The organism is Phenylobacterium sp., from assembly GCF_030679875.1.
GTDB lineage: Bacteria > Pseudomonadota > Alphaproteobacteria > Caulobacterales > Caulobacteraceae > Phenylobacterium.
Genome location: NZ_JAUXSP010000002.1, coordinates 24,323 through 40,048, shown reverse-complemented (window position 1 = coordinate 40,048; position 15,726 = coordinate 24,323). Strand labels below are relative to the sequence as shown.

At 68.8% G+C, this 15,726-nt stretch carries 17 protein-coding genes and 1 tRNA gene; 8 read left to right on the top strand and 10 right to left on the bottom strand.

Annotated elements, in window-relative coordinates; genetic code table 11:
• Positions 1 to 169 precede the first annotated feature (169 nt).
• Positions 170 to 922: a Bax inhibitor-1/YccA family protein gene (locus tag Q8K84_RS00600; RefSeq protein ID WP_305279535.1), complete on the top strand. Its 753-nt coding sequence runs from the start codon at positions 170 to 172 to the stop codon at positions 920 to 922.
• An 82-nt stretch (positions 923 to 1,004) separates the two neighbouring features.
• On the opposite strand, the gene Q8K84_RS00595 is transcribed toward Q8K84_RS00600, so the two are convergent.
• The 3 genes from Q8K84_RS00595 to ftsY all read right to left on the bottom strand — a co-directional run bounded on the left by Q8K84_RS00595 (position 1,005) and on the right by ftsY (position 3,235).
• Entirely contained in the window at positions 1,005 to 1,607 is a 603-nt protein-coding gene (locus tag Q8K84_RS00595) for a MarR family winged helix-turn-helix transcriptional regulator (RefSeq protein ID WP_305279532.1), read from the bottom strand.
• A 105-nt stretch (positions 1,608 to 1,712) separates the two neighbouring features.
• On the bottom strand, positions 1,713 to 2,303 hold the full coding sequence (locus tag Q8K84_RS00590) for an inner membrane-spanning protein YciB (RefSeq protein WP_305279528.1): 591 nt from the start codon (positions 2,301 to 2,303) through the stop codon (positions 1,713 to 1,715).
• The gene (ftsY, locus tag Q8K84_RS00585) at positions 2,300 to 3,235 is read right to left on the bottom strand and encodes a signal recognition particle-docking protein FtsY (protein ID WP_305279526.1); all 936 of its coding nucleotides are present in this window, start codon (positions 3,233 to 3,235) and stop codon (positions 2,300 to 2,302) included. Before ftsY ends, Q8K84_RS00590 begins: the two co-directional genes overlap by 4 nt.
• A 218-nt stretch (positions 3,236 to 3,453) precedes the next feature.
• On the opposite strand from ftsY, the gene Q8K84_RS00580 reads away from it, so the two are divergent.
• Positions 3,454 to 4,089 carry a trimeric intracellular cation channel family protein gene (locus tag Q8K84_RS00580; RefSeq protein WP_305279524.1) on the top strand — a complete coding sequence of 212 codons (636 nt, stop codon included), beginning with the start codon at positions 3,454 to 3,456 and terminating at the stop codon, positions 4,087 to 4,089.
• 4 nt (positions 4,090 to 4,093) lie between these two features.
• Here Q8K84_RS00580 and mtaB read toward each other — a convergent pair whose 3' ends face one another.
• Together mtaB and dapF are read right to left on the bottom strand one after the other, a co-directional pair.
• Positions 4,094 to 5,374: a tRNA (N(6)-L-threonylcarbamoyladenosine(37)-C(2))-methylthiotransferase MtaB gene (gene mtaB, locus Q8K84_RS00575; protein ID WP_305279522.1), complete on the bottom strand. Its 1,281-nt coding sequence runs from the start codon at positions 5,372 to 5,374 to the stop codon at positions 4,094 to 4,096.
• On the bottom strand, positions 5,371 to 6,201 hold the full coding sequence (gene dapF / locus Q8K84_RS00570; RefSeq protein ID WP_305280017.1) for a diaminopimelate epimerase: 831 nt from the start codon (positions 6,199 to 6,201) through the stop codon (positions 5,371 to 5,373). Before dapF ends, mtaB begins: the two co-directional genes overlap by 4 nt.
• A gap of 94 nt (positions 6,202 to 6,295) precedes the next feature.
• Between dapF and Q8K84_RS00565 the strand changes: the two genes are divergently transcribed.
• From Q8K84_RS00565 to Q8K84_RS00555, 3 genes are all read left to right on the top strand, one after another.
• Positions 6,296 to 8,389, top strand: a complete 2,094-nt coding sequence (locus Q8K84_RS00565) for a prolyl oligopeptidase family protein (RefSeq protein ID WP_305279518.1) — start codon at positions 6,296 to 6,298, stop codon at positions 8,387 to 8,389.
• Between the two features lie 91 nt (positions 8,390 to 8,480).
• A tRNA-Ser gene (locus Q8K84_RS00560) sits at positions 8,481 to 8,570 on the top strand.
• 521 nt (positions 8,571 to 9,091) lie between these two features.
• Positions 9,092 to 9,631, top strand: a complete 540-nt coding sequence (locus Q8K84_RS00555; protein WP_305279516.1) for an SRPBCC family protein — start codon at positions 9,092 to 9,094, stop codon at positions 9,629 to 9,631.
• A 118-nt stretch (positions 9,632 to 9,749) separates the two neighbouring features.
• Here the strand turns inward: Q8K84_RS00555 and Q8K84_RS00550 are convergent, their stop codons facing one another.
• The 3 genes from Q8K84_RS00550 to Q8K84_RS00540 all read right to left on the bottom strand — a co-directional run bounded on the left by Q8K84_RS00550 (position 9,750) and on the right by Q8K84_RS00540 (position 12,303).
• Positions 9,750 to 10,889 (bottom strand): DUF1428 family protein, encoded by a 1,140-nt coding sequence (locus Q8K84_RS00550; protein ID WP_305279513.1) that lies wholly within the window; start codon positions 10,887 to 10,889, stop codon positions 9,750 to 9,752.
• Positions 10,890 to 11,013: 124 nt separating this feature from the next.
• Positions 11,014 to 11,664 (bottom strand): class I SAM-dependent methyltransferase, encoded by a 651-nt coding sequence (locus Q8K84_RS00545; protein WP_305279510.1) that lies wholly within the window; start codon positions 11,662 to 11,664, stop codon positions 11,014 to 11,016.
• A 63-nt stretch (positions 11,665 to 11,727) separates the two neighbouring features.
• The gene (locus Q8K84_RS00540) at positions 11,728 to 12,303 is read right to left on the bottom strand and encodes a DUF1003 domain-containing protein (RefSeq protein ID WP_305279507.1); all 576 of its coding nucleotides are present in this window, start codon (positions 12,301 to 12,303) and stop codon (positions 11,728 to 11,730) included.
• A gap of 153 nt (positions 12,304 to 12,456) precedes the next feature.
• On the opposite strand from Q8K84_RS00540, the gene Q8K84_RS00535 reads away from it, so the two are divergent.
• The 3 genes from Q8K84_RS00535 (at position 12,457) to Q8K84_RS00525 (ending at position 14,513) form a co-directional block, all read left to right on the top strand.
• On the top strand, positions 12,457 to 12,840 hold the full coding sequence (locus tag Q8K84_RS00535; protein ID WP_305279505.1) for a DUF805 domain-containing protein: 384 nt from the start codon (positions 12,457 to 12,459) through the stop codon (positions 12,838 to 12,840).
• A gap of 106 nt (positions 12,841 to 12,946) precedes the next feature.
• Positions 12,947 to 13,369, top strand: coding sequence for a hypothetical protein (locus Q8K84_RS00530; RefSeq protein ID WP_305279503.1), 423 nt, complete (start codon positions 12,947 to 12,949; stop codon positions 13,367 to 13,369).
• Between the two features lie 58 nt (positions 13,370 to 13,427).
• Positions 13,428 to 14,513 (top strand): serine hydrolase, encoded by a 1,086-nt coding sequence (locus Q8K84_RS00525; RefSeq protein ID WP_305279498.1) that lies wholly within the window; start codon positions 13,428 to 13,430, stop codon positions 14,511 to 14,513.
• Here the strand turns inward: Q8K84_RS00525 and Q8K84_RS00520 are convergent.
• Both Q8K84_RS00520 and Q8K84_RS00515 read right to left on the bottom strand, forming a co-directional pair.
• Positions 14,503 to 14,793, bottom strand: a complete 291-nt coding sequence (locus Q8K84_RS00520) for a hypothetical protein (RefSeq protein WP_305279494.1) — start codon at positions 14,791 to 14,793, stop codon at positions 14,503 to 14,505. The two genes, Q8K84_RS00525 and Q8K84_RS00520, sit on opposite strands and share 11 nt — an antisense overlap.
• A gap of 74 nt (positions 14,794 to 14,867) precedes the next feature.
• The gene (locus tag Q8K84_RS00515) at positions 14,868 to 15,725 is read right to left on the bottom strand and encodes a transglutaminase family protein (RefSeq protein WP_305279491.1); all 858 of its coding nucleotides are present in this window, start codon (positions 15,723 to 15,725) and stop codon (positions 14,868 to 14,870) included.
• Between the last annotated feature and the right edge of the window lies 1 nt (position 15,726).

Sequence of the window (15,726 nt, the reverse complement as noted above, 5' to 3'; positions counted from 1 at the left end):
CGATCGCCTGGGCCTCCAGGCGCCCCGCCTCCGACGCGACCCGCAAAATCAGGACGGATCCGCCGATATCCCTTGCCCGCTTTCCGGTTATCCTTGTCAGGAGCCTCTCGGGTCCCGATATTAGGCAGGCGTCCAATCGTGGACGCACACAAGAAAGGGCTTTGCCTCGATGAGCGACTTCAACCGCGCCCACGCGCGCTCGATCCCCGCGGATCGCGCCGACATGTCGGTGGACGCGGGTCTTCGCGCTTTCATGCTCGGCGTCTACAACAAGGTGGCGCTTGGCCTCGTCCTGTCGGCCGCCCTGGCCTTCGTGACCGGCCAGTACCCGCCCGTCCGCGACCTGATGTACACGGTCACGGCTGATGGACGCCTGGCCGGAATGACCGTCCTGGGGATGATCGTGGCGTTCGCGCCGCTGGCCGTGATGCTGTTCGGGGCCTTCGCCCTGAAGAACGCCTCGCCGAAAACCTCCGGGATGCTCTACTGGACCATCGTCGCCCTGATCGGCGCCGGCATGGGCGTGCTGACCCTGGTCTATACCGGCGGATCCATCGCCTCGACCTTCCTGATCACGGCCACGGCCTTCGGCGGCCTGTCCCTGTTCGGCTACACCACCAAGAAGGACCTTACGGCCTTCGGCAGCTTCCTGATCGTCGGCCTGTTCGGCCTGATCATCGCCATGGTGGTCAATATGTTCATCCAGAACTCGATGATGAACTTCATCATCAGCGTTCTTGGGGTGCTGATCTTCGCGGGCCTGATCGCCTTCGACACCCAGCGCCTGAAGATGACCTATTACCAGCTGGGCGGCGACCAGACCGCCATGAGCGTGGCCACCAACTACGGGGCGCTCAGCCTCTACATCAACTTCATCAACCTGTTCCAATTCCTGCTGGCCATCTTCGGCGACCGCCGCTAGGCCCCGCAGACATCACGCACGACGAAGCCCCGGCGCTCACCCGCCGGGGCTTTTTTGTGGGGCCGGCCTGGCTTGAACCGGTTCAGGCCGCCTTCTTGGCCTTCTTCTTCTTCTTGCCCTCGCCCTTGGCGCCCCGGTCCTTGGGCGCCTTGTCCTTGGAGGACTTGTCCTTCTTGAGCTTGGCGGGCTTGGTCGCGACGTCTGGCGACTGGGCCTCGGCGCCCGCCTCACCGGCGGCCACCATCTGGCGCAGCTGGACCAGGAAGGTCTCGCGCTTGGACCCGCTGATCAGCCGCATCAGGCGCTCATCGGCCGTCGCCATCCTGGGGCGGGCCTCGGCCAGCACAGCGGCGCCGGCCTCGGTCAGCCGCACCGCATTGGCCCGGGCGTCAGCCTGGGACCGCTCCCGGGCCAACAGGCCCTTGGCGATCATCCGGGCGGCCATGTCGGCCAGGGTGGAGCGATCGATGCCGGTGGCCCGCACCAGATCGGTCTGGGTCAGGCCCTCCTGGGCCTCGACCGCCGAGAGCACCGCATACTGCCTTTGGGTCAGATCACTGTCGCTGAAGGTCTCGGCATAGATGTCGAGGGAGACCTGCAGCGCCCGGTGCAGCAGGTGGCTGGGGGAGCCGTCAAGCGCCGACACGCCCGGGGTCGCGTCGCCAGAACCCTTGTCTTTCGCCATCGGCCCGCTCTCCCGCCCCACCCGATAACCCCGCAGACTATAGGCCTTGTGCGTCGCTTTGACGACGGAAGGTCCGTGGGCGGCGCAACGCGGTGACGGGCGGGCTCAGCCTGGGGTCGGCGGCGGGGGCGGCTCGTCGGTCTTGGCGTACTTCATCATCAGCGGCACCTGGGTGAACGAGAAGATGAGGGTCAGGATCAGGATGCCCGGCATGCGGAACAGCACCCAGATCTCGTCGCTCTGGGTGCGCCAGATCACCTCGTTCAGCCCCGCCAGGACGGCGAAGAACAGGCCGTAGCTGAGGGTCAGCTTGCGCCAGGCCACGTCGGGCAGCTGAACGCTCGACCCCATCAGCATCCTCAGGGGGCTCTTGCCGAAGGCCAGGCCGCCCAGCAGCCCCGCGGCGAACAGCAGGTTCATGATGGTCGGCTTGATCTTCACGAAGGTGGGATCGTTGAAAAACAGCGTCAGGCCGCCGAAGGCCAGAGCCGCGCCGCCGGAAATGGCCGGCAGGGGGGCGATCCGGCGCTCGAAGATCAGGCCGATGATGATCGCCACCGCCGAGCCCCCCACCAACCACTTGGTGGCCTCCACCAGGTCGCGGCCCGACAGAAAGAAGCCGATCAGAAAGGTGATCAGGCCGCCGTAATCGACCACGAAACGGACGGTGCGGCGGGTTGACGGCGAAAGCCTCATGGGGTGTCCAGTCCGACCAGGGACCTTGCAAAGGCCCGGGGCTCGAAGGGTTGCAGATCATCGACGCCCTCGCCAACCCCGATCAGCTTGATGGGCGAGTCTGAGGCCTGGGCGACGGGCACCAGGACGCCGCCCCGGGCGGTGCCATCCAGCTTGGTCATGACGATCCCCGACACCCCGATCTGGTTGCCGAAGATGTTTTCCTGGTTCAGCGCATTGCGGCCCACCGTGGCGTCGAGCACCAGCAGGGTCTCGTGCGGGACCTCCGGGTCGATCTTCTTGAGCACCCGGTTGATCTTCAGGAGCTCGTCCATCAGCCCCTGCTTGTTCTGCAGGCGGCCGGCGGTGTCGATCAGCAGGACATCGTAGTTCTCGGCTCGCGCCCGCTCCAGGGCGTCAAAGGCCAGCCCCGCGGCGTCCGAGCCCGTGGGCCTGGACATGAAGTCGGCGCCGGCCCGCTGCGCCCAGACCGCCAGCTGCTCGACGGCCGCGGCGCGGAAGGTGTCGCCGGCCACCACCAGCACCTTGGCGCCCTGGCGGGTCAGGTCGGTGGCGATCTTGCCCAGTGTCGTGGTCTTGCCCGAGCCATTGACCCCGATGAACATCACCACATAGGGCCTGGGGCCGCCCAAGGGGTCAAAGGTCCCGCGCCGGGCCGACAGCTCCTGACCTATCGCCTCGGCCAGGGCCTCCTTGATCTCGGTCTCGTCGGCGCTCTTGCCGAACCGGGTCTCGGCGAAGCGGGCGGTGATCCGGGCGGCCGAATGCGGACCGAGATCGGCCTCGATCAGCATCTCTTCCAGCTCGTCCAGCTTGGCCTGGTCGAGGGGCTGCTTGACGAAGCTCGCCACCACGGTGTCCGACATCTGTCGCGACGAACGCGACAGGCCGGAGGTCAGGCGCTGGAGCCAGCCAGTTTTTTCCTGCGTCATGAGGCGCTTCTAGCCGCCACCGCCCGCCCCGTCACCTGCGCTCGCAGGATCGACCACCAGAGCGCGTTCCGAACAAGTGGGAACCGGTTATCGGAACGAAACGCGCTCAAGACTTAGACTTTAGAGCCTGATTCAACGATCAGACGATACCGTCTGATCGTATCAGGCTCTAGGGGCTAGCATCGCCCTTCGCGCCGGCCGGTCAGGGAGCTTACGTCATGGAAGAAGGCCTGGGAGCGGCGCTCAGCTGGCTGGACTATGCCGCCGTGTTCGTGTTCGGCGCCTCGGGCGCCCTGGCTGCGGCCCGGCGCAAGCACGACATCGTCACCTTCACCTTCTTCGCCGCGGTCACCGGCGTCGGCGGCGGCACCCTGCGCGACCTGCTGATCGACGCCCCGGTCTTCTGGGTGGTGCGGCCGGAATATCTGATCGCCCCCCTGGTGGCGGCGCTGGCCGTCTGGCTGTTTGGCGCCGGCAAGGCCCGGCTGTTCATCCTGACCTGGCTCGACGCGCTGGGCCTCTGCGCCTACGCCGTGGTCGGCGCGGCCAAGGCCCTGGCCTTCGGCGTCCCGGCAGGGGCTGCGGTGGTGATGGGGGTGTTGACCGCCACCTTTGGTGGGGTTCTGCGTGACGTGCTGGCCGAAGAGCCCTCGGTGCTGCTCAAGCGCGAGATCTATGTGTCGGCCGCCCTGGTGGGGGCCGGCGTGTTCGTCGTCCTGACGGTGCTGGGCGTCCCCCAGATGCCAGCCGCTGTGGCGGGCTTCGCGGTTGGCCTGGCCATCCGCGCCGGCGCCATCCTCTTTCGCTGGTCCCTGCCCGGCTTCCCCGGCCGCGCCACCCCGGACGAGGACTAGGCGCCTACTCCGCCGCCGCCAGGACCGGGAGGACCGCGTGGGCCTTGCCGCCTGAGTGGCCGGTGATGCGCAGGGGCGTGATCTGGCCGACCAGCGCCTCGCCCTCGAAGACGATCTCGGTGAAGTCCGGCGCGCGGGCCAAGCCGGGGCGTTCGATCAGGGCTTCGACTGTGCGGCCCACCTGCGCCTGGAGGTGACGCTCCAGAGCCGCCGCACCCGCAGCGCGCAAGGCCGCCGCGCGCGCCTTGATCTCCGCCCGCGGCAGCTGCGGCATCCGCGCGGCCGGCGTGCCCGGCCGGGGGCTGAACGGGAAGACGTGCAGATAGGCCAGCCCCGCCTCGTCGACCAAGGCCAGGGTGTTGGCGAACATGGCGTCCGTCTCGGTGGGGAAGCCCGCGATCAGGTCGGCGCCGAAGGCCACATCGGGGCGCACGGCGCGGACCTCGGCGATCAGCCGCAGGGCGTCGGCCCGGCTGTGGCGGCGCTTCATGCGCTTGAGGATCATGTCGTCGCCGGCCTGCAGCGACAGATGCAGATAGGGCGCCAGCCGTGGCTCACGGGCGAACAGGGCCAGCAGGTCGGCGTCGATCTCGGCCGCATCGATGGACGACAGCCGCAGGCGGGGCAGTTCGGGGACCAGCCGCAGGATCCGCCCGACCAGCTGGCCAAGGCTCGGCTGGCCCGGCAGGTCGGCGCCCCAGCTGGTGACGTCCACCCCGGTCAGCACCACCTCGGCATAGCCCTCGGCGGCCAGGCGGCGAACCTGCTCGACCACCTCGCCGGCCGGGGCGGAGCGGGAATTGCCGCGGCCAAAGGGGATGATGCAGAAGGTGCAGCGGTGGTCGCAGCCGTTCTGGACCTCCACATAGGCCCGCGCCCGGTCCTTGAGCCCATCGATCAGATGGCCGGCGGTCTCGCGCACGCTCATGATGTCGTTGACCCGCACCCGGCCCTCGGCAGGCCGGTCCAGATAGGCGCCGGCCGCGCTCTTTTCGGCGTTGCCCAGGACGAGATCGACCTCGTCCATGGCCGCGAACGCCGCCGGGTCGATCTGGGCCGCGCAGCCGGTGACGATCAGCTTGGCGCCGGGCCGCTCGCGGCGGGCCTTGCGGATCGCCTGGCGGGCCTGGCGCACCGCCTCGTTCGTCACCGCGCAGGTGTTGAAGACGATGGCGTCGGTCAGACCATCCTCACCGGCCCGGGCGCGGATGACCTCGCTCTCATAGGCGTTCAGCCGGCAGCCGAAGGTGACGATGTCCACGCCCGGCGTGGTCTCTCCGCTCATGGCAGGGTTCCGGTGAAGTCGAGGCTGGCCGGCCCGGTCATGATTACGTGGTTGTCGGCCTCGCGCCATTCGATGGTCAGGTCGCCGCCGTCCAGCTCCAGGCGCGCCGTCCGGTCGGTCAGGCCCCGCCGGGCGCAGGCGACCAGCGCCGCGCAGGCCCCGGTGCCGCAGGCCTTGGTCAGGCCGGCGCCGCGTTCCCAGACCCGCAGGCGGATATGATCGCGGGCGATAACCTGGGCGAAGCCGACATTGACCCCTTCAGGAAACAGCCGGTGATGCTCGATCATCGGGCCGACCTCAGCCACCGGGGCGGTCTCGATATCGTCGACGAAGAAGACCACATGAGGATTGCCCATGGAGACGGCGCCGGGCGTATGCAGCAGCGGCGCATCGATCGGGCCGACTTGCAGCTCGATCCCCTTGGTGTCCATCGGCTCGTCTAAGGGGATGTCGGTCCAGTCGAGGCCGGGCGCGCCCATGTCGACGCTGACCAGCCCCTCGCCGGCCCGGGTGGTGCGCAGCAGGCGATCGCCCACCTCCAGCACGGCCTGATCACGGCCGGCGGCCTCCATGACCAGCCAGCCGACGCAGCGCGAGCCGTTGCCGCAGGCCCCGACCTCTTCGCCATCGGCGTTCCAGAACCGCACCCGCACATCGGCCTCGCCGGCGGTCGGCTCAATGGAGATCAGCTGGTCACAGCCGATCCCGCGCTCGCGGTCAGCGATAGCGCGCACCTCTTCGGCGCTGGGCGCGAAGGGCTCGGTGCGGGCCTCGACCACGACGAAGTCGTTGCCGAGCCCGTTCATCTTCAGGAACGGACGGCTCATAGCGGCCGACATATAGGGCAGAAGCCTCACCAAATCATCCCGCCCGACGCGGCGGGGGAAGACAGATCGGCCCCCGCAGTTCTAGGAAAGGGGCATGAACACCCTGCTTCCCCTGCTCTGCGCCGCTCTTCTCGTCCCCGCGGCCGCCTTGGCCCAGGCCTCTGGCCCCCCGCGCGCCGGCGCCCCTGATCCCTTCCAGTGGCTGGAAGAGGTCGATGGCGCCCGCGCCATGGCCTGGGTCGAAGACCAGAACGCCAAGGCGCAGGCCAGGCTCGACGGCGATCCGCGCTACGAGACCCTGCTGGCCGAGGCCCAGGCCATCTTCAGCGCCCAGGACCGCATCTCCACGCCCAGCTTCCGGGCCGGCGGCGTGGACAATCTCTGGCAGGACGACGCCAACCCCCACGGCCTGTGGCGCCATGCGAGCCTCGCCTCCTACGCCGCCGGAACGCCGGACTGGGCGCCGGTCCTGGACATGGACGCTTTAGCGAAGACCGAGAACCGCAACTGGTTCTTCCATGGCGCCGACTGCCTGAAGCCCGCCGAGACCCTGTGCCTCGTGGAGCTGTCGGACGGGGGCGGCGACGCCGTCGAGATCCGCGAGTTCGACACCACCGCCAGAACCTTCGTCGCCGGCGGCTTCACCTTGCCCGAGGGCAAGCAGAGCGTGGCCTGGCTCGACGCCGACACCCTGCTGGTGGCCCGCGAATGGGTTCCGGGGGAGGTCACGGAGTCCGGCTACGCCTATGTGCTGAAATCGCTGGCCCGGGACGGGACGGCGACCGAGCTCTATCGCGGCCAGGCCACCGACGTCTCGGTCTCGCCCCTGGTCCTGCGGGGCGAGGGCGGCCGGGCAGATGCGGTGATCGCGCGGCGCGGCGTCACCTTCTACGACAGCGACTACATGCTGCTGGGCGGGCCTGAGCCCGTCCGCCTGCCCCTGCCGAAGAAGGCCAGCTATGAGGCCTATGTGGACGGCCAGGTGGTGTTTTCCCTGCAGGAGGCCCAGGGCGACCTGCCCCAGGGCGCCCTGGTCGCCTTTGACCTCACAGCCCTGAAGGCTGACCCGGCCGGCGCCAAGGCCAGGCTGGTCTTCGCGCCCGGTCCGCGCCAGGCCATCCAGCAGGTCCGCGCCACCAAGGGCCGGCTGGTCGTCGCCCTGCTGGAGGATGTGCAGGGCGCCTTGGACGTCCATGATTTCACCGGCGGCCAGTGGCGGGCCACCCGCCTGGACCTGCCGGCGGAGTCCAACATCGTGCTGCAGGCGGTCTCCGGCCGCGATGAGGCCGTGTTCCTCAAGGTCGAGGGCTTCCTGACCCCCACCAGCCTGTGGCTGGCCGACGCCGGACTGGGCTCCGCCCGTCAGGTCGCCGCCCTGCCCGACCGGTTTGATCCCACCACCCATCTGGTGGAGCAGCATTGGGCGACCTCCAGCGACGGCGCCCAGATCCCCTATTTCGTGGTCCGGCCCAAGGCTGCGGCCCTGGATGGCCAGATCCCCACCCTGATGCTGGGCTATGGGGGGTTCGAGATCGCCATGCCGCCCCGCTACATGCCCGAGGCCGGCAAGCTGTGGATGGCCAGGGGCGGCGCCTTTGTCCTGGCCAATATCCGCGGCGGCGGCGAGTTCGGCCCGGCCTGGCACCAGGCGGTGCTGCGGGAAAACCGCCAGCTGGCCTTTGATGATTTCGCCGCCATCGCCCGGGACCTGAGCGCCCGAAAGATCACCTCGCCCCGGCGCCTAGGCATCTATGGCCGCTCCAACGGGGGCGTGCTGACCAGCGTGTCCATGACCCAGCATCCGGAGCTGTGGAACGCCGTGGTGATCGAGAGCCCGCTGATCGACATGCTGCGCTATCACCGCCTGCCGGCCGGCGCCTCCTGGATCGGGGAATATGGCGACCCCGAAGTCCCCGAGGACTACGCCTTCATCGCCCGCTACTCGGCCCAGCAGAACCTGCAGGCCGGGACGAGCTACCCGGAGGCCTACATCACCACCAACACCCGCGACGACCGGGTCCATCCAGGCCATGCCCGCAAGTTCGCCGCCGCCCTGGAGGCCCTGGACGTCCCCGTCATCTATTACGAGCCCACCTTTGGCGGCCACGCCAACGACGCCGACCCGAAGCTGAACGCCGCCCGCTGGGCCCGGCACTACGCGTATCTGATGCAGCGGCTGATGGACTGAGCATCCGCCGCTTGCGGAGCAAGCCCGACCTGAGTAGGTTCCGCGCCTCGCTCAGCGGGCCTGCTCATCCCAGGCCCCCTTGCTGGCCCTAGGAGAGGTGGCTGAGTGGTCGAAAGCACCGCACTCGAAATGCGGCGTACCTTTACCGGTACCGTGGGTTCGAATCCCACCCTCTCCGCCAGAGTCTGAGTTCAAGCCGCCAACGTTGAACTGGTCCCGCCTTTGGGGGCGCACGCCTATCGCCGCACAGCAGCGTCCAGTTAAGTGGTGTGTGTCCCCAGTTTCTCGGGCGAGGTGCGGTGGCGTTAGGCGGGAAGGTATGCTGGCGCTGAAACAGGAGTTGGGACACACCACGTCCGAAGCGAGAGTGATGCCCGCCCCCTCCCTTGGAGCCCGCCCCTAGTGCTGACCTCCACGACGCAGCCCCCCGCCGGCCCCTCCAAACAGGTCTCGACCGCAGCCTCAGCCTCCCTCGCTCAGGTCTGGAAGTTGGGACACACACGAGTTGCAGACCTTTGGCGCGGATTTCCCTCACCCCCACCTCGTCATACTCGGCCTCGTGCCGAGCATACCTGTTGATGGCAGGCGCGAGCGTCGCGAGGGATCCTGGGCACGAGGCCCAGGATGACGATACGAGTGAGGTGAGACACGCGCTACTTTCCAGGGTGATAATCGCCGGTTGCCATCACTCCGAGAGATCACATGCCAGCGTCTCCAGATCACCGTCCCGCCGGCCCCTCCGCCCAGGTGACAACCGCCGCCACGGCCCCCCTCGCGCAAGTCTGGGCCGTCTTTGTGCCGATCGACCTGGCCGAGGTCTTCCCCAAGGGCTCCGGCCCCATCCCCGCCGTTCTGCGGACCGGCGGCCAGACGGGGGCTTGGGACGTGGTGGGGAGTGCGCGGCAGGTGCATCTGGCGGATGGGTCGGCGGTGCGCGAGGAGATCCTGGCCAGCGATCCCTGCGATGGGGCCGCGCCCAGCGGCGGCCGGGCCCGCTTCGCCTATCGGGTGGGCGGGTTCTCAGGGCCGCTGGCGCGCCTTACCGAGGCGGCCTTTGGCGAGTGGACCTTTGTGGAGGTCGCGCCGGGGCGGACGGAGATCAGCTGGCGCTATACCTTCGTGCCCCGCTCAGCCCTGATGGCCGCGCCGCTTTCGCTGCTGATCGCGCTGTTCTGGCGGACCTATATGCGCCGCGGCATCGAGAATGTGCGCCGACTGGCGGAGGCGGGCTTCCCCAACTAACCCCCGTCGCCCTCGGACTTGATCCGAGGGCCCATGCACACGGCCGTTCGTCGGTGTTCATGGATGGCCCGGTCGAGCCGGGCCATGACGGTGGAAGAGGAACTATCGCCCGCCGTCCTTAAGCCTTGCGATAGCCGATCAGGCCGAAGGCCGCGCCTTGGGGGTCGAGGCAGTTCATCGAGAACTCGCCGCCGGGGATTTCATCGGGGCCCTGGACTACCTGGCCGCCGGCGGCCTCCACCGCGGCCTTGGCGAGGTCGATGTCGGGCACGCGGAAATAGGCGGTCCAGGCCGGCGCCTCGGCCGGCATCATGGCCCCGATCATGCCCCCGTGGCGGATGAACTGGTAGCGGCCCATGGGGCCCATATCCATGTCGCCGTCCTGGGCCCAGCCGAACAGATCCCCATAGAAGCTCCAGGCGCCGGCCTGGTCGGGGGTGTGAAGCTCGTTCCAGGCGGCGTGGCCGATCCGGGGTCGGTCCGAGGCGAAGGCCAGGCTGCGGCCGCCGCCCGCGGGCGTCATCACATAGAGGGTCGCGCCCTGCGGGTCGGCGACCATGGCCATGCGGCCGACCATGGGCACGTCCATGGCCGGCATCTGCACCGCCCCGCCCTTCTGGGTGATGGCCGCTGTGGTCGCATCCACATCATCGACCGCCAGATAGGGAAGCCAGGTCGGCCGCGCCCCATGCTCGGCCATCTCCGGCGTGATGGCCATCAGGCCGGCCACGTCGTGCTCCGGGGCGCTGACGAGGCGGTAGTCCATGTCGGCCTGGCCGGAATCGGCGAAGGTCCACGGCAGGACCTGGCCATAGAAGGCCTGGGCGGCTTCGGCGTCGGTGGTCAGCAGCTCGTACCAGATGAAGTCGCCCTGCACGTTCGACGCCGGGGCCTCCAGCGTCACCACCGGGGTGAAGCCGCCAAAGATCATCCGCGCCCCGTCAAAGGGCATGGGATTGTGCTCAGGGCTCATCCGCGGATCGGTGGCCATCATCGACTCCATCCGCGCCATGGCCGCGTCCCGGGTCGCCTTGTCCGGCCATTCGATCCAGGAGAAGACCACGGTCTCCTCCGCCGTGGCCTGGACCGCCCGGCGGAAGTCGGTCTGCTTGCCCTCGGGCACATCGTCGCCCCAGCATTCGAGGATGCGCAGGGCGCCCAGCTCCATGAAGACGCTGTTGCCGGTCAGCGCATGGTCGATGAATTTCTGTCGGTTGGCCGTGGGGACCGCGATCACGAAACCGTCGATATAGGTCATGGTCTAGCTCCTGGGCTTGCAGGTCAGCCGATGGGGGCGCCCGATCGAGCCTAGGACGGCCCGCGCCGGCGTTTCCCGACAATAGTCCGGCATTTTTTCGCCGATGCGACAGCGCCCCGCGTGACTAGCGCCTGCGGGCCGCCAGGAAGGGGCGCGCGTCCTTGCCCTTTGAGGCGTGGCTGGCGCGCTCAATGATCTCGAAGCCCGCCGCCGTCAGGTCCCGCTCCAGGTCCTTGGCCGACAGAAAGGCCACATGGGGCGCCTTGCCGATCAGCTGCATCAGCGGCAGCATGAGCGGCAGGGCCAGGCGCAGCAGCAGGCTCATCTCGGCCAGGCAGGGGGTCTTGGTGATCAGAAGCCCGCCAGGCTTCAGGACCCGATGGAGGCTCGCCAGGGCCACGTCCCGCTCGGCCACCAGGTGCAGGACGTTGAAGCCCAGGGCCACGTCAAACTCGCCGTCCGGCCAGGGGCCGGCCTCTGGCGTGGCCACGGCGAAGGTGAGGTGGGCGATGTCCTCGGCCTTCGCCTTGTCCTGCGCGATGGCGATCATCTCGCTGGAGAGGTCGCTCGCCACATAGCGCGCCACGGAAGGCGCCAGCTTCAGGGCGGTGGTCCCGGTGCCGCAGCCAAACTCCAGCACCGCATCACCGGGTTTCAGATAGTGCCGGGTCCGCTCCAGGGTGCGCTCGTAGCCGGCCAAGTCGGCGATGGGATCGGTGGCGTACTTCCGGGCGATCTTGTCCCAGAAGCGGGCGTCGGCGGCGGCGCGGGGCATGGGGCGTCCTTGTGCGTCTTCTGGTCCGCCTTGCTTTAGCATCATCGGACCCTCTTGCCGTCTCTACGACGCCGGCCTTGCGTCGCGCCCCGCCTCTCGCTCCAGCAGCTGGCGCATCAGGTCGAGCTGCTCCTGCTGGCGCGTCAGTATGGCCTCGATCTGCTGGACCCGCAGGTGGTCAAGCTTGTCGTGCAGGGCCATGATCTCGATCTCGGCCTTGAGGTTCACTTCGTAGTCGTGGGCGGCGTTGATCCGATCCTTCGCCGCCTGCCGGTTCTGGCTCATCATGATGAAGGGCGCCTGGATGGCCGCCAGCATGGAGAGCAGCAGGTTGAGGAAGATGAAGGGGTAGGGGTCGAAGGCGCCGCGCCCCAGGGTCAGGTTCAGCAAGGCCCAGGCGATGAGAAAGGCGGCGAACGCCAGGATGAAGGTCCAGGACCCCCCCACCGCCGCCACCCGGTCGGCCAGACGCTGACCGAAGGTCTGCTCGCCGGCGAAGGATTCATTGACGTCCCGGCTCACTGGGCTGCGGTCGATCGTCGTCGCCAGGACCCGCCGTTCGGCCGCGTCCAGGGCGCTCTCCGGCTTGCCGAACCACCGGGTCGACGCCCGGCCGAGGCCTCCGCCCTGCTCGCTCATGGAATGTCCTCTCGTGGGCCGCGCCGGGCCCGGTTACAGCGGTCCCACACGCGGGGGCTTTGATCCTGGACAAGGACGCGCCAGAGTCGAGGGCCGATGCACGGGGGCTTTCAGTTGGGGTCCCCGCCGCGCGGCTTTCGGAAGGACAGAATAATGATCGAGGCGGTCAGATACGGCTTCGCCAACTACATGAAATTCGACGGGCGCACCGGCCGCGCCACCTTCTGGTGGTGGGTTCTGGCGGTCTTCCTTGCGGGCGTCGCCGGGAGCATCCTGGATGACGGCCTGTCCTCTGGGGGCGTGGAGCCCTTCACTCTGCTGCTGACCCTGGGCCTGTTCCTGCCGAATCTGGGCATGGCCGTCCGGCGGCTGCATGACACCGGCCGGAGCGGCTGGTGGGTGCTTATCGGCCTCATCCCGTTGATTGGCTGGCTGGTGCTGATCTTCTTCTACGTCCAGCCGAGCAACCCGGAAGGCGAGAAGTATGACGCGCCCGGGCCCTCGCCCATGCCGCCCGAACCGCCGCCAGCCAGCTAGGCTGAGCTGTCCCCCAAGAGGCGTCCGCACGGCATGACCCTCGAGGTCATTGCCGCCTGCGGAGGTCGGGGGCCAGTCTGCCCCCAGGGTGACCAGGGAGATGGTGATGACGGGCTTCTGGCGGGTTTGGATGGCGGTCTGGCGGCTGTCGGTGGCCGGGTTCGGCCTGGTCCTGGCCGGGGCGGCGTTCGAGGCGACCAGCGGCCCTGTGCGGCTGATCTTCGCCCTGTTGGGCGCGGAGTCTCCCCTGGAGATGGACGGTTCGCTGCGGTTCGCCATCGCCCTGATGGGGGCGGTCACCCTGGGCTGGTGGCTGACCCTGGAGGCCGCCTTCAAGGCCATCGACCTGCTGGGGGACCGGGCCGGACCGGTCTGGCGGGGGGTGACCCTGTCGGTGGTCGGCTGGTACCTCATTGACGGCGCCCTGTCGGCGGCGACGGGGTTCGCGCTCAATATCGCGCCCAATACGGTCCTGCTCCTGGGTTATCTGATTCCAGCCCTGGCCACGGGCGTCCTGCGGCGGGCCTGAGCCCCCGGCGCCGTCACGGCCACTGGAACGGCGGGCCCGGGGCGCCTACCTCTCTCCCATGAGTTCCTACTTTCCGCCGAGACTGGCCCTTGTCCTGGCCGGCGCCCTTGCTGTCGCCTGTTCTCCCACCCCGGCCGCCGAGCGCGCCCAGGCCCAGACCGCCCCGGCGGTCGAGACCCAGGGTCTCGACGCCCAGCAGATCGCCACCGTGGTCGAGCAGGCCCGGGCCCTGCCCAATCTGCACGCCCTGATCATCGCCCGGGACGGGGAGGTGCTGGCCGAGCACCGCCTGCGGGGACCAGGCCTCGACCAGCCGGTCAACATCAAGTCGGCCTCCAAGACCGTGCTTTCGGCCCTGGTGGGCGTCGCCATCGACCGGGGCGTACTGACCGGTCCCGATCAGAAGATCGCCCCCCTGCTGGCGGGCGACCTGCCCTCAGGGGGCGATCCGCGGCTGCAGGAGATCGAGGTTGGCCATCTCTTGTCGATGCAGGCCGGTCTCGGCCGCACCTCGGGCCAGTACTATGGCGCCTGGGTGACCAGTCCGAACTGGGTGCGCCACGCGCTCGCCAGGCCCTTCGACGACGAGCCGGGCGGGCGGATGATCTATTCCACCGGAACCTCGCACCTGATGTCGGCGGCCTTGAGCGAGGCGGCCGGGGCCAGCACCCACAGCATGGCCCGTGACTGGCTGGCCGAACCCCTGGGGGTGAGCATCCCGCCCTGGCTGCGGGATCCTCAAGGGGTCTATTTCGGCGGCAACGACATGATGATGTCTCCCCGCGACCTGCTGCGATTTGGCGAGCTTTATCGCCTGGGGGGCGAGATCGATGGGGTCCGCATCCTGCCCGAGGCCTGGATCACAGAGAGCTGGACGCCGCGAACCCGCTCGCCCTGGAGCGGCCACGACTATGGCTATGGCTGGTTCACCAAGCAGGCCGGCGGCCACGACGTCCGCTTCGCCTGGGGCTATGGCGGCCAGATGCTGTTCGTGGTCCCGAGCCTCGACCTCACCGTGGTGATGATCTCAGACCCTTCGCCCCGGCCGCGGGAGGAAAGCCATGTGCGCGAGCTGCACGCCCTGCTGGACAACGGCGTCATCCCCGCCGCCGTCGCCGGGGCGGGCGCTCAGCCTAGCCCTTGAGCAGGGTGAGGCAGCGCCCGACGGCCTGACCATTGGCCTCGGCGGTCTTCAGCTTCAGCTTGCCGCCCATGACCAGGCCGCGCAGGTGCTTGCGCATCAGCTTCTCGATGTCGGAATCGGCCTGCACATGCGGCGCGACCGTCTGGTGCATCAGCCTGCCCTCCGGCGAGAGGGCCGAAGCGCATTTGTTGGCGGTGGGATTGGCCAGGGCCGAGGCGGCGCTGAGGCTGGCCACCGCCACGGTGGCGGCCATCAGGGTGCGGAGGCTGTTGCGGGTCATGGGCTGGTCCTTGGCGCAGATCGTGGATGTTCTGGCGCCCACGCTGCCAAAGGCGCGCGGCGCAATCAAGGCGTTCAGCGAACCGGTGTGATCCGAACCGAGACATCCATGCCAAGAGCGTCGCTGGCCACGCCCGCATAGCTTCCGGCCACCGGCATGATCTGGGCGTTTGAGCGGCCGACCGCCAGGGGGATGAGGCCCGCCGAGCCGATGCTGTTGTGCGTAGGGTCGAAGGTGATCCAGCCCGCGCCGGGCAGATAGACCTCGGCCCAGGCATGGGTGGTGTCGGCTTGCCGCTCGACCTGATCGGCGTCGAACATGTAGCCGCTGACGGCGCGAGCGCCGAGGCCCAGCTGGCGGACAGCCTCGATGAACAGCGCGGCCAGGTCGCGGCAGGATCCGCTGGCCAGGCGCAGGGTTTCCCCGGCGCTCTGGACGCCCTCTTCGTCCCGAACCCGATAGACCGCTGCGCCGAGCACCCCGGCGTTGAGGTCCTTCAGCAGGGACAGGGTGTCGGTCCCGGGGCGGGCGACAAAGCCATGCGCCCAGCGCGCCACGTCTGGATCGGGGTTGGGCAGGCGCAGTCGGCCAAGATCGGCGGCCTCGTCGTCGTCATAGGCGAAGGGATAGGTCTGCGCCGCCGGCGTGATGGGAAAGACCGGCCAGGCCTGGGCGCGGGAGGCCACCCGCAGGCGGCTTTCGATGACCAGGGTCTCGGCGGTCTGGTGGAAGCTCGCCACCGCGCAGAGATTGCCGAACACATCCTGGCTCCAGGTGATGTCGGCGGCGGGCGAACAGGTGAGCTGGAAGTCGAGCACGCTCAGTTCGTGGCCGTCCCGTGGCCGCAGCATCAGCCTGTGCGGATGCAGCACCACGGGCCGCGCAAACCGATAGGCGGTCTGGTGGACAATCTCGGACGTCGAGGGCCTCACC

Excerpts from the sequence above, each read along its gene's own strand:
- Q8K84_RS00545 (WP_305279510.1), bottom strand. The coding sequence starts at position 11,664 with ATGCCCCGCGCCGCCGCCGACGCCCGCTTCTGGGACAAGATCGCCCGG.
- ftsY (WP_305279526.1), bottom strand. The coding sequence starts at position 3,235 with ATGACGCAGGAAAAAACTGGCTGGCTCCAGCGCCTGACCTCCGGCCTG.
- Q8K84_RS00595 (WP_305279532.1), bottom strand. The coding sequence starts at position 1,607 with ATGGCGAAAGACAAGGGTTCTGGCGACGCGACCCCGGGCGTGTCGGCG.
- Q8K84_RS00540 (WP_305279507.1), bottom strand. The coding sequence starts at position 12,303 with ATGAGCGAGCAGGGCGGAGGCCTCGGCCGGGCGTCGACCCGGTGGTTC.
- Q8K84_RS00535 (WP_305279505.1), top strand. The coding sequence starts at position 12,457 with ATGATCGAGGCGGTCAGATACGGCTTCGCCAACTACATGAAATTCGAC.
- Q8K84_RS00555 (WP_305279516.1), top strand. The coding sequence starts at position 9,092 with ATGCCAGCGTCTCCAGATCACCGTCCCGCCGGCCCCTCCGCCCAGGTG.
- Q8K84_RS00590 (WP_305279528.1), bottom strand. The coding sequence starts at position 2,303 with ATGAGGCTTTCGCCGTCAACCCGCCGCACCGTCCGTTTCGTGGTCGAT.
- Q8K84_RS00530 (WP_305279503.1), top strand. The coding sequence starts at position 12,947 with ATGACGGGCTTCTGGCGGGTTTGGATGGCGGTCTGGCGGCTGTCGGTG.
- Q8K84_RS00525 (WP_305279498.1), top strand. The coding sequence starts at position 13,428 with ATGAGTTCCTACTTTCCGCCGAGACTGGCCCTTGTCCTGGCCGGCGCC.
- dapF (WP_305280017.1), bottom strand. The coding sequence starts at position 6,201 with ATGAGCCGTCCGTTCCTGAAGATGAACGGGCTCGGCAACGACTTCGTC.
- Q8K84_RS00520 (WP_305279494.1), bottom strand. The coding sequence starts at position 14,793 with ATGACCCGCAACAGCCTCCGCACCCTGATGGCCGCCACCGTGGCGGTG.
- Q8K84_RS00580 (WP_305279524.1), top strand. The coding sequence starts at position 3,454 with ATGGAAGAAGGCCTGGGAGCGGCGCTCAGCTGGCTGGACTATGCCGCC.
- Q8K84_RS00550 (WP_305279513.1), bottom strand. The coding sequence starts at position 10,889 with ATGACCTATATCGACGGTTTCGTGATCGCGGTCCCCACGGCCAACCGA.
- Q8K84_RS00565 (WP_305279518.1), top strand. The coding sequence starts at position 6,296 with ATGAACACCCTGCTTCCCCTGCTCTGCGCCGCTCTTCTCGTCCCCGCG.
- Q8K84_RS00600 (WP_305279535.1), top strand. The coding sequence starts at position 170 with ATGAGCGACTTCAACCGCGCCCACGCGCGCTCGATCCCCGCGGATCGC.
- mtaB (WP_305279522.1), bottom strand. The coding sequence starts at position 5,374 with ATGAGCGGAGAGACCACGCCGGGCGTGGACATCGTCACCTTCGGCTGC.